The organism is Marinobacter sp. P4B1, assembly GCF_001447135.1.
GTDB lineage: Bacteria > Pseudomonadota > Gammaproteobacteria > Pseudomonadales > Oleiphilaceae > Marinobacter > Marinobacter vinifirmus.
Map to the genome: position 1 here is coordinate 269,416 of NZ_LLXM01000015.1, position 11,847 is coordinate 281,262.

The window sequence follows — 11,847 nt, forward strand, 5'->3', positions numbered from 1 at the left end:
AAATGCCTCAGCTCCCATGCTTGACAAGGCTCGGGTGGTGGTGTTTCTTAAGTCTCTGAGAACATAAGAATAACCCTGACACAAACAGGACAAACACGATGAATATCTCCGTAAAGAAACTCGTTACCGCTGTAAGCGCCTCCGTTGCCTTGATGGCTGCCGGCCAGGCTGCTGCTGAAATCAAGATTGGTATTGCAGGCCCCATGACCGGCCCCGTAGCCCAGTATGGCGACATGCAGTTCTCCGGTTCACGCATGGCCATCGAACGCATCAATGCCGCCGGCGGTGTGATGGGTGAAGAACTCGTTGCCGTTGAAGTGGACGACGTGTGCGACCCCAAGCAGGCCGTAACCGTCGCCAACCGACTGGTGAACGAAGGCGTTCAATATGTGGTGGGTCACCTTTGCTCAAGCTCTACCCAGCCGGCGTCTGACATCTACGAAGACGAAGGCATCCTGATGATTACCCCGGCCTCCACCAGCCCGGAAATCACCCAGCGCGGCTACGAGCTGGTGTTCCGGACCATTGGCCTGGACAGCATGCAGGGCCCGGTTGCCGGCAACTACATTGCCGCCCAGAAGCCCGAGCGCGTGGCGGTGGTTCACGACAAGCAGCAATACGGTGAAGGTATTGCCACGGCCGTGCGCGACACCCTGAAAGACGCCGGCATTGAAATCGCCATGTTTGAAGGCATCACCGCCGGCGACAAGGACTTCTCTTCCCTGGTTACCAAGATCAAGCAGGCCGACGTGGACTACGTTTATTACGGCGGCTACCACCCGGAGCTGGGGCTGATCCTGCGCCAGGCACGCCAGGCCGATGTGGATGCCAAGTTCATGGGGCCTGAAGGTGTGGGCAACAAAGACATCAACACCATTGCCGGCGATGCCGCGGAAGGCCTGCTGGTAACCCTGCCACCGGCGTTCGACCAGAAAGAAGAAAACCAGGAACTGGTGGCGGCCTTCGCCGAGAAAGGTGAAGACCCCTCCGGCCCGTTCGTTCTGCCGTCCTACACCGCGGTTCAGCTGATTGCCGAAGGTATCGAGATGGCAGATTCCAAGGACCCGTTCGAGGTAGCCAGCGCCCTGCGTTCCGGCACCTTTGAAACTCCGATCGGCACCGTACAGTACGACAAGGCCGGCGATCTCAAAGCCTTCGAATTTGTTGTGTACGAGTGGCACGCCGACGGCAGCAAGACTCCGGCAAACTAAGCCAGATTCGTTTAATTGCAGTATAAACGAGGGCACCTTCCCGCCGTGATCCGGGGGAAGGTGCCTTTCTGGGCGCTGTTTCTCGGAGCTCCACACCCATGCAAGACCTCCTGTATTTCTTTCAGCAGCTCATTAACGGGCTGACGATCGGGAGCACCTACGCCCTGATCGCCATCGGCTACACGATGGTTTACGGCATCATCGGCATGATCAACTTCGCCCACGGCGAAATCTATATGATCGGCGCCTACACCGCGCTTATTGCCATTACCGGCCTGGCTACCCTCGGCATTGCCTGGCTTCCCCTGATCCTGATTGTCGCACTGCTGTGCGCCGTGATTGTGTCCAGCTCCATGGGCTGGGCGGTAGAACGGATTGCTTACCGGCCGGTTCGTGGCCGGCACCGGCTGATTCCCCTGATTTCCGCCATCGGCATGTCCATCTTCCTGCAGAACTATGTGCACCTGGCCCAGGGCTCACGCAACATCGGTTTTCCGGCCCTGATGGAAGGCAGCTTCCGCTTCGGCTCGGCAGAGGGCTTCCAGCTTTCATTGTCTTACATGCAAATCACCATCTTTATCACCACCCTGGTGTGCATGACCATCCTCAGCCTGTTTATCTCCCGGTCCCGTATCGGCCGCGCCTGCCGGGCCGTGTCGCAGGACCTGGGCATGGCCAACCTGCTGGGTATCGACACCAACCGCATCATCTCTGCCACCTTTGTGATTGGCGCGGCGCTGGCTGCGGTGGCGGGCCTGTTGCTAGGCATGTACTACGGCTCGGTTGACCCGCTATTCGGCTTTATTGCAGGCCTGAAGGCCTTTACCGCAGCGGTACTGGGCGGCATTGGCAGCATTCCGGGCGCCATGCTCGGCGGCCTGATTCTGGGCGTGGCCGAGAGCATGACCTCCGGCTACCTCAGTGGTGAATACAAAGATGTGGTGTCGTTCAGCCTGCTGATCCTGATCCTGCTGTTCAAGCCCACCGGACTGCTTGGCAAACCGGAGGTTGAGAAGATCTAATGGCCACTCCCAACTTCAAACATGCACTGTTCTGCGCAATCGTAACGCTGATTATTGCCTACCCCATTCTGGGCTTGAACCTGGTGGCGCAAGGCACAAAGGTGGGCCTGGAAGGCGCCACCACGTCTACCGTGATCTCGGTGGTACTGGCCGCGTTCGTGGTGTTTTTCTTCCAGCTGTTCCGCGACAGCATTATGGGCAGCCTGGGCAAACTGCCGAAACTGAACCCGCTGAGCGGGCGCGAGCCCATGCCCCAGGCCAAACGGGCAAAGCTGGAATCCTGGGTACTCACTGCCATTGTGGTATTTGCCCTGTTCTGGCCGTTCCTGGTGTCCCGCGGCTCGGTGGACCTCGCGACGCTGGTGCTGATCTACGTCATGCTCGCACTGGGCCTGAACGTGGTAGTAGGCCTGGCTGGCCTGCTGGACCTTGGCTACGTGGCTTTTTACGCGGTAGGTGCCTACACCTTTGCGCTGCTGTCGCAGTATTTCGGCTTCAGCTTCTGGGCGGCCTTGCCCATTGGTGCCTGCCTGGCGGCCCTCTTCGGACTGGTGCTGGGTTTTCCGGTGCTGCGGTTACGGGGTGATTACCTGGCCATCGTGACCCTCGGCTTCGGGGAAATTATCCGCATCCTGCTGAATAACTGGACGGCGGTAACCGGCGGCCCCAACGGCATTGGCGGCATTCCCGAACCCACCCTGTTCGGCATGGAATTCGGCCGGCGGGTGAAGGAAGAAGGAAATACCTCCTTCCACGAAACCTTTGGCATTGCCTACAGCGGCGAGCACAAGGTGATCTTCCTGTACCTGATTGCCCTGGTGCTGGCGGTGATTACCGCACTGGTGATCCGCCGGCTGATGCGCATGCCCGTTGGCCGGGCCTGGGAAGCCCTGCGGGAAGATGAAATTGCTGCCCGTTCGCTCGGCCTCAGCCGCACGGCGGTGAAGCTCTCCGCCTTCACCATCGGTGCTTTCTTTGCCGGCTTCGCCGGTACGGTGTTTGCCTCCAAGCAGGGCTTTATCAGCCCGGAGTCGTTCGTGTTCCTGGAATCCGCCATCATCCTGGCCATTGTAGTGCTGGGCGGCATGGGCTCGCAGATCGGCGTTATCCTCGCCGCCATTGCGGTCACCATCCTGCCGGAGCTGGCCCGGGAGTTTGCCGATTACCGCATGCTGATCTTCGGTGCGGCCATGGTGCTGATGATGGTATGGCGGCCGCAGGGGCTGATGCCCATGCGCCGGATTCACATTGAACTGAAACGGCAGGAGTGACAGGCATGCTAGAAGTATCCAATCTGTCCATGCGCTTTGGCGGCCTGCTGGCAGTCGACCAGGTAAGCCTGGACGTACAGGAACGGGAAATCGTATCGATCATCGGCCCGAACGGAGCCGGTAAAACCACGGTGTTCAACTGCATCAGCGGGTTCTACAAGCCGACCGGCGGCAAGATCCTGTTCGAAGGGCGTGAGATTCAGGGTACACCTGACTACAAGATCTCCCGCCTGGGCATGGTGCGCACCTTCCAGCACGTGCGGCTGTTCAACCAGATGACGGTGGTGGAAAACCTGCTGGTGGCCCAGCACCGGCACCTGAACACCAACCTGCTGGCAGGCCTGATTAAAACCCCGAACTACCGGGAGCGGGAACAGAAGTCACTGGACAGGGCCACCTACTGGCTCGACCGGGTAGGCCTGCTGGACCTGGCCAACCGGGAAGCCGGCAACCTGGCCTATGGCCAGCAGCGGCGGCTGGAAATTGCCCGCTGCATGGTGACCGAGCCCAAGCTGCTGATGCTGGACGAACCCGCCGCCGGCCTGAACCCGGCCGAAACCAAAGACCTCAACCAGCTGATTGTCAGCCTGAAGTCCGACTACAACGTGTCGGTACTGCTGATCGAGCACGACATGAGCCTGGTTATGGACATTTCCGACCGGATAACCGTGATCAACCAGGGCCGCCCCCTGGCCAGCGGCACCCCGGCAGAAGTCCGCCAGAACGACGATGTGATCAAAGCCTATCTGGGCGAGGCCTGAGGAAACACCATGCTAGTACTGGAAAACGTTCATACCCACTACGGCAAGATCGAGGCCTTGCACGGGGTGTCTGTGGAGGTGAACAAAGGCGAAATTGTCTCCCTGATCGGTGCCAACGGCGCCGGCAAGACCACCCTGCTGATGACCGTTTGCGGCAACCCGCAAGCCAGCGCCGGCCGGGTCATTCTGGAAGGCCGCGATATCACCAACGAAGCCACTTCCAACATCATGCGTTCCGGCATTGCCATTGTGCCGGAAGGCCGGCGGGTGTTCTCGGGGCTGACGGTGGAAGAGAACCTGCACATGGGGGGGTTCTTCAACACCAAGGCCGAAATCCGCAAAAGTCAGGATCACGTTTACGAGCTGTTCCCGCGCCTGAAAGAGCGGGAGCACCAGAGGGCCGGCACCATGTCGGGCGGTGAACAGCAGATGCTGGCCATCGGCCGGGCGTTGATGAGCAAACCCAGAATGATCATCCTGGATGAGCCGTCACTGGGTCTGGCGCCGATCATCATCCAGCAGATCTTCGAGATCATCGGTCACCTGCGCGAAGAAGGCATTACAGTCTTCCTGGTGGAGCAGAACGCCCATCAGGCACTGAACCTGGCAGACCGGGGTTATGTCCTGGAAACCGGTCGTATCCGCCTGCACGATACCGGCAAAAACCTGTTGGCGAACCCGGAGGTGCGGGAGGCGTATCTGGGGGGTTAAGGCTGCCTGAAAAACACAAAAGCCGGAGAGATCCTGCCCTGCTCCGGCTTTTTTCTGGCATGGCCAGATCCGTTACTCTACGCTGCGGATCGTGCCCTTATAACCTTCAACGGTTACGTCGATGGTGCCGTAAACAAGATAGTCATTCTTCTTTACGATGTAGCGTGGAGCTACAATCACATCGGCGCCAGAGGTTTTGATGGCATTATAGGCAGCAGCAGACTTCACCGCAGAAACCGGATCCAGGCCACCCAGCCCCAGACCGCTGCCGCCGCCGTTGCCGTAGGTCATGCCATCGGCGTATTCGCTGTCGTCACTCATGGTGAAGAACAGGATCTTGGTTGCGGAGGATTTGCCAGTAATCTTCTCACCCACTTCGATATCGGCCTTGATATCGGTGGTCACGCTGCCATGCAGGGGAACCGGGTTAGAGCTGACATTCAGGGAGGAACAACCGGACATTGCGCCGGCTACCAGAAGGGTAGATGCAATCAGTGCTTTTTTCACAAAACTTCTCCATGTGTTGTTACTCGGCCGTCATGGCCGCGCGCACTATACTGAAAGCGCCTGCTTATGACAAGATCGGTTAAATTTTGAGAAAACCATCACATTTAGGCATAAGAAACCTCTTCGCCACGCCTCCCCGCCAACCCTTCCCTCTTCCAATACACTGATTTATTTACCCAAGCCAGTTTTGATCTATACTCGTAGTAACGGTCTTCAACCAAACCGGCACCGGCCGGGGCCGTTGTCTTGCAGCCAACCCAGGAAATTCCGGTTGCAGGGTATGCGACGAAGCAAAAAACCACATAAAGGAGTGGATAATGAAAAAACTGATCGCAGGTGCAATTCTTCTTGGCGCATCTTCCATGGCATTCGCCCAGCCTGGCTGTGGTGTTGGCGCCATGATCTGGAAAGGCCAATCCGGTATTGCTCCACACGTACTGGCCGCCACCACCAACGGAACCTTCGGCAACCAGACTTTCGGTATGACCACCGGTACTCTGGGCTGCTCCACCAACCAGTCTGTGCAATCCATGGCTATGTACATGGACAGCAACATCGACAAGGTTGCCCGTGACATGTCCCGTGGTTCCGGCGAAAACCTGGACACCCTGGCCGTTCTGCTGGGTGTAGAAGAAGCCGACCGTGATACCTTCCGCAAAGTACTGCAAGACAACTTTGCAGCCATTTTCCCGAACTCTGACACCACCTCCGGTGAAGCGGTAGATTCCATCGTTTCCCTGATGGAACAGGACGAGTCTCTGAGCAAGTATGTAGCCGCCTGATCGGCTAAACCCGAAGGATTGAACCCGCGCCATGGATGGCGCACTATCGCTGTACCAATCCAAACCGGACGTAAACAATTCCCATGGGCTACCCCTTGCGCACTGGGCAGGCTGCACTCTGGCTTGCATGTTCACTCGCAACCCCGGCAACCTTTGCCGCCATTCCCGACAACCTTCACGAACATCCGGTATGGCTCACGCTCGGCCACTACCACCAGGATACCCTGGGCTCCGGTTTCACCAGCCAGGCAGACGACCCTGCATTTTTCCTGAGCGAGAATGGCAAAACCTCGCCGGAAGCAGAACTACAGGCAACCCTGGAAGCCATCCGCCAGCCCGGCGGTGGTGATGACCATGCCCGCTGCCGTTTCCCGGCCCGGGATGCCTGGTTGCGGGAACAACTGGATTTACCGGACACCCCGGTAGACTGCCCGGCTTACGACGAATGGGCCGAGGCCCTGAACACCGAGAAAGTCACCCTGGTGTTTGCGGCCTCGTACCTGAACAGCCCGTCCTCCATGTTCGGCCACACCTTCCTGCGGCTGGACCCGCCCCAGGACGACGAAGAAACCGATCTGCTACTGGCCAACACCATTTCCTATGCAGCCGATGCCGCCGAACACGACAGCGAACTGTTGTTTGCCTATCGCGGAATCTTCGGTGGCTATCCGGGCATCACGGCTATCCAGCCCTATTACGAAATGATCCGGCTGTACAACGACATCGAACACCGGGACCTGTGGGAATACACCCTGAACCTGACCCAGCCGGAGGTCGACACGCTGCTGGCCCATACCTGGGAGATTCAGGACAAGAACTTTGATTACTATTTCTTCGATGAGAACTGCGCCTACCGCCTGCTGGCACTGATTGACGCCGCCCGCCCGGGCACAGACCTGCTGGATGAAGTAAGCACTCACGCCATTCCGTCTGACACCGTACGCTGGGTACGGGATGCCGGGCTGGTGGAAAGCATTCATTACCGCCCCTCCGCCGCCACCTCCGTTGCCCACAGCCTCGACAGCCTGCCTCCTGAACACCGGACCATCGCCGCTGCGGTCGCCAACGGCTATGTGGATGTGAACGGGCCGGAAGTCCGGGAGCTGGAGAAGAACGACCGCGCCCAATTGCTGGACGCGACCTACGACTACGTGCGCTACCAGAGCGAAGCCGAGGGTTGGCCCCGGGAGCATGCGGCACCGCTGTCCCACCAGCTGCTGGTATCCCGCAGCAAGATTGATGGAGCGGAAGAGTTGCCCAAGGTACCGGAACCTGAAATCCGCGACGACCAGGGCCATGACACTTTCCGCCTGAGCCTGGGCTCCGGCCAAATGGCCCACAGCGAATTCACCCAGCTGACCCTCCGGCCCGCTTACCACGATGTGCTGGACCCGCCCGCCGGTTACCGCACCGGTGCGCAGCTTCAATTCCTGCGCCTCGACGCCCGCCTGTACCACGACAATAACGAACTGCAGGTGGAGCAGATCACCGGGGTGGAAATACGCTCCCTGAGCCCGAGAAACCCGTTCTTCTCGCCAATCTCGTGGCAGGTGGGCTTCGGTGGCCGCCGCACCGATACCGGTGATGACCGCGTGCTCACGCCCTATCTGGAAGGGGGCGCCGGTGGCAGCTGGGGCCTTGGCCAGAATACCCAGGCGTTCGCCATTGCCACCGCCGATGTGGAAATCGATGACGACCTGCGCCGCGGCCACGATTTCGCCCCCGGTGCAGACCTCGGCCTGCTGCACCAGAACAACCGCTTCAGCCTGCTGGCCGGCGCAAAAACCAAGGCCTGGATCATCAGCAGCCAGCACCGGCAAGACCAGCTGTACGCCGAAGGCAACTGGCACATCGGCCGGGAGTTCAGCGTATTCGCCAAATTCACCCGGGAAGACCACTTCGACAGGTACCAGAGCACATGGCAAGCCGGCCTACACGCCTACTTCTGAACCCCAGGGCGGCCATCGTCGCCCTGCTGGCCATCACCGCACTGCTGCAAACCGGCTGCAGCAGCGTGTTCTTCTACCCGGACAACACCACCTACATCACCCCGGACCGGCTCAACCTGGACTATGAGGACGTCTATCTCGACACCGCCGACGGCGAAACCCTCCACGGCTGGTGGCTCCCCGCCCTCACCAACGAGCCTGCCAAGGGCACGGTTTACTACCTGCACGGCAACGCCCAGAACGTCAGCGCCCATATCCTCAACGCCGCATGGCTGCCAGAACAGGGCTACAACGTATTCACCCTCGATTATCGCGGCTATGGCCAGTCCACCGGCGCACCCGATATAGAAGGCGCCCTGCACGACGTAGAAACCGGCCTGCGCTGGCTGATCGAACAGGAAGACACACAAAACCGCCCGCTTTACCTCCTCGGCCAGAGCCTCGGCGGCGCCCTGGGCCTTACCCTCGCCAGCGAATGGGTGCAGCGCAACGAACAACCCGAACTCAATGGCCTCATCCTCGATGGCACCTTCTCCGGCTTCCGCTACATCGCCCGCGAAAAACTCGGCCTGTTCTGGCTCACCTGGCCGTTCCAGTACCCCCTGAGCTGGACCATCCCGGATGACTACGAAGGCACCGACAGGATCGCCGGCGTGTCACCGGTGCCGGTGATGATTATCCACAGCGTGCGTGATGGCATTATTCCGTTTGAACATGGTGTGCGGTTGTATGAAGCGGCGGAGCAGCCCAAGGAATTTTTGCGAACAGATACTCCCCATGCGGCGACGTTTGTGATTCCGGCATACAGGGAAGCAGTGCTGGAGTTTATGGAAAGGAATTTTTAGCCACGAAAGCCACAAAATCACACGAAAGAATAAAAGCTTATTAAACAGAAAACCCGCCATGAAGGCGGGTTTTCGTGTTACTGACTAACTGAAAAATCAGTCAGCGAAGTCAGTCGGCTGCTCGCCTTCCTTAACTTCCTTCATGGACAGCTTAACGCGGCCACGGTTGTCGACATCCAGAACCTTAACCAGAACTTCCTGACCTTCGCTCAGCTCGTCAGTCACGTTCTCGATACGGCGCTCGGAGATCTGGGAAATGTGTACCAGACCATCCTTACCCGGCAGGATGTTAACGAAGGCACCGAAGTCTACAATGCGCTCAACGCGACCCTTGTAGATTGCGCCCACTTCGATCTCGGCAGTGATTTCCTTGACCCGGTTTACAGCAGCCTGAGCGGCAGCGGCATCAGCGGCGTAGATTTTCACGTTGCCGTCGTCATCCAGGTCGATGGACGCACCGGTCTCGTCGCAGATACCACGGATGGTAGCACCACCCTTACCGATAACATCACGGATCTTGTCCGGATGGATCTTGATGGTGGTGATGCTCGGAGCGCGCTCAGACAGTTCGGCGCGGGGCTCGGCGATTACCTTGTTCATCTCGTCCAGGATGTGCAGACGCGCAGCGTTGGCCTGCTCCAGGGCGATTTCCATGATTTCGTCGGTAATACCCTGGATTTTGATATCCATCTGCAGGGCAGTTACGCCGTCTTTGGTACCGGCAACCTTGAAGTCCATGTCGCCCAGGTGATCTTCGTCACCCAGGATGTCTGTCAGAACCGCGAACTTGTCGCCTTCCTTGACCAGACCCATGGCGATACCGGCAACCGGCGCCTTCAGGGGCACACCCGCGTCCATCAGCGCCAGGGAAGAACCACATACGGAAGCCATGGAGCTGGAACCGTTGGATTCAGTGATCTCGGATACCGCACGGATGGCATACGGGAATTCTTCGATGGTCGGCATAACTGCGGCGACACCACGCTTGGCCAGGCGACCATGACCGATTTCACGACGGCCCGGGCTCCCCATACGGCCAGCTTCACCTACGGAGTACGGAGGGAAGTTGTAGTGGAACAGGAACGGGTCTTTGCGCTCACCTTCGAGGGCATCGATGATCTGCACGTCACGGGTGGTACCCAGGGTGGCAGTTACGATGGCCTGGGTCTCGCCACGGGTAAACAGGGCGGAACCGTGAACGGACGGCAGTACACCAACTTCGACCTTGATCGGGCGAACGGTCTTGTTGTCACGGCCATCGATACGCGGCTTGCCTTCGATAACCTGCAGACGAACCACAGACTTCTCGACCTTGCCGAAGTACTTCTTCACTTCCTCTTCGGAAGGCTGGCCTTCTTCTTCACCGGCCAGCTTTTCAACGGCGGCAGATTTGATCTCGCCCAGACGCTCGTAACGGGCCATCTTGTCGCGGATCGCGTAGGCTTCTTCGATGGCACCACCGAACTCGGCCTTGATCGCGTTCAGCAGGTCAGTGTTCTCTGCCTCAGGCTGCCATTCCCAGCGCGGCTTGCCGTTTTCAGCAGCAAATTCCTTGATGGCGTTGATGGCAGTCTGCATTTCCTGGTGGGCGAACAGTACGGCGCCCAGCATCTGGTCTTCAGTCAGGCCCTTGGCCTCGGACTCAACCATCAGTACCGCTTCGTCGGTACCGGCCACAACCATGTCCAGCAGGGAGCTGCCCAGCTCTTCGAAGGTCGGGTTCAGGAAGTAGCCTTTCTCGTTGGTGTAACCCACACGGGCAGCACCAATCGGGCCGTCGAACGGGATACCGGAGATGGCCAGGGCTGCAGAGGCAGCCAGCATGGCAGCGATGTCCGGGTCCTGGTTCTTGCTGGACGACATAACCGTCAGCACAACCTGGACTTCGTTCATGTAGCCGCTTGGGAACAGCGGGCGGATCGGACGGTCGATCAGGCGGGAGGTCAGGGTCTCTTTCTCGGACGGACGACCTTCACGCTTGAAGAAGCCACCCGGGATTTTACCGGCGGCGTAGGTTTTTTCCTGGTAGTTCACGGTCAGGGGGAAGAAGCCCTGGCCCGGCTTGGGCTCTTTGGCGCCTACAACGGTGCCCAGAACAGAGATGTCACCACAGCTGACCAGTACTGCGCCAGTGGCCTGGCGGGCGATGCGGCCAGTTTCCAGGGTGAAGGTTTCGCCACCCATTTCGAATGTTTTAATACGTGGTTGCAGATCCACAATAAACTCCTGCTTTTTCAGTTATGAACTCGGGTTTCAACTGCAGCAGCTTGACCTGTGAACCGAAAGGCAACCCGTCTGAAAGCTAACAGGCTGTTGTAAAACCCCGGCTGGGACTGTGGTTTCCCGACAGCACCCGGGCTTTCAACAACCTGCTATCAATATCGGCTTTCCATTAGACAGAGAAAATCCTTCGGTTTCACTGACAAATCAACTGCAGTAAAAATAACGGGAGAACAGCGCGGTAAAGGCCGGGACAAGCCCGGCCTTTACCTTCAGGTCGAAACCCGGATTAGCGACGCAGACCCAGACGCTGGATGAGTTCCAGGTAACGGTCGGCGTTTTTACGCTTCAGGTAGTCCAGCAGCTTACGACGCTGGTTTACCATCCGGATCAGGCCGCGGCGGGAATGGTGATCCTGCTTGTTGGCCTTGAAGTGATCCTGCAGCTTGTTGATGTTGGCGCTCAGCAGAGCTACCTGAACCTCAGGGGAACCGGTATCGCCATCACCTTGCTGAAAATCCTTAACGATCTGAGCTTTCTCACTGGCAGAAAGTGCCATATTACACCT

11 protein-coding genes are annotated in these 11,847 nt (G+C 58.6%); 8 read left to right on the forward strand and 3 right to left on the reverse strand.

Annotated elements, in window-relative coordinates; genetic code table 11:
- Positions 1-98: 98 nt before the first annotated feature.
- The 5 genes from AQ621_RS12905 to AQ621_RS12925 all read left to right on the forward strand — a co-directional run bounded on the left by AQ621_RS12905 (position 99) and on the right by AQ621_RS12925 (position 4,976).
- On the forward strand, positions 99-1,211 hold the full coding sequence (locus tag AQ621_RS12905; protein WP_058341788.1) for a branched-chain amino acid ABC transporter substrate-binding protein: 1,113 nt from the start codon (positions 99-101) through the stop codon (positions 1,209-1,211).
- Between the two features lie 98 nt (positions 1,212-1,309).
- The gene (gene livH, locus AQ621_RS12910; protein ID WP_058341789.1) at positions 1,310-2,233 is read left to right on the forward strand and encodes a high-affinity branched-chain amino acid ABC transporter permease LivH; all 924 of its coding nucleotides are present in this window, start codon (positions 1,310-1,312) and stop codon (positions 2,231-2,233) included.
- Positions 2,233-3,504 (forward strand): high-affinity branched-chain amino acid ABC transporter permease LivM, encoded by a 1,272-nt coding sequence (locus AQ621_RS12915; RefSeq protein WP_058341790.1) that lies wholly within the window; start codon positions 2,233-2,235, stop codon positions 3,502-3,504. Before livH ends, AQ621_RS12915 begins: the two co-directional genes overlap by 1 nt.
- A gap of 5 nt (positions 3,505-3,509) precedes the next feature.
- Positions 3,510-4,265, forward strand: coding sequence for a high-affinity branched-chain amino acid ABC transporter ATP-binding protein LivG (gene livG / locus AQ621_RS12920; protein ID WP_022988285.1), 756 nt, complete (start codon positions 3,510-3,512; stop codon positions 4,263-4,265).
- A 9-nt stretch (positions 4,266-4,274) separates the two neighbouring features.
- The gene (locus tag AQ621_RS12925) at positions 4,275-4,976 is read left to right on the forward strand and encodes an ABC transporter ATP-binding protein (protein WP_058341791.1); all 702 of its coding nucleotides are present in this window, start codon (positions 4,275-4,277) and stop codon (positions 4,974-4,976) included.
- Between the two features lie 72 nt (positions 4,977-5,048).
- Here AQ621_RS12925 and AQ621_RS12930 read toward each other — a convergent pair whose 3' ends face one another.
- The gene (locus tag AQ621_RS12930) at positions 5,049-5,483 is read right to left on the reverse strand and encodes a hypothetical protein (protein WP_082641074.1); all 435 of its coding nucleotides are present in this window, start codon (positions 5,481-5,483) and stop codon (positions 5,049-5,051) included.
- Between the two features lie 317 nt (positions 5,484-5,800).
- Here AQ621_RS12930 and AQ621_RS12935 point away from each other — a divergent pair, with 317 nt between their 5' ends.
- The 3 genes from AQ621_RS12935 (at position 5,801) to AQ621_RS12945 (ending at position 9,059) form a co-directional block, all read left to right on the forward strand.
- Positions 5,801-6,265 carry a DUF3015 domain-containing protein gene (locus AQ621_RS12935; protein ID WP_058341792.1) on the forward strand — a complete coding sequence of 155 codons (465 nt, stop codon included), beginning with the start codon at positions 5,801-5,803 and terminating at the stop codon, positions 6,263-6,265.
- Positions 6,266-6,348: 83 nt separating this feature from the next.
- Positions 6,349-8,214, forward strand: a complete 1,866-nt coding sequence (locus tag AQ621_RS12940; protein WP_058341793.1) for an Lnb N-terminal periplasmic domain-containing protein — start codon at positions 6,349-6,351, stop codon at positions 8,212-8,214.
- Positions 8,184-9,059 carry an alpha/beta hydrolase gene (locus tag AQ621_RS12945; RefSeq protein ID WP_058341794.1) on the forward strand — a complete coding sequence of 292 codons (876 nt, stop codon included), beginning with the start codon at positions 8,184-8,186 and terminating at the stop codon, positions 9,057-9,059. Before AQ621_RS12940 ends, AQ621_RS12945 begins: the two co-directional genes overlap by 31 nt.
- Positions 9,060-9,155: 96 nt before the next feature.
- Here AQ621_RS12945 and pnp read toward each other — a convergent pair whose 3' ends face one another.
- Both pnp and rpsO read right to left on the reverse strand, forming a co-directional pair.
- Complete coding sequence (gene pnp / locus AQ621_RS12950; RefSeq protein WP_227508385.1) at positions 9,156-11,270, reverse strand: polyribonucleotide nucleotidyltransferase; 2,115 nt, start codon at positions 11,268-11,270, stop codon at positions 9,156-9,158.
- A 298-nt stretch (positions 11,271-11,568) separates the two neighbouring features.
- On the reverse strand, positions 11,569-11,838 hold the full coding sequence (gene rpsO, locus AQ621_RS12955) for a 30S ribosomal protein S15 (protein ID WP_011786757.1): 270 nt from the start codon (positions 11,836-11,838) through the stop codon (positions 11,569-11,571).
- Positions 11,839-11,847 lie beyond the last annotated feature (9 nt).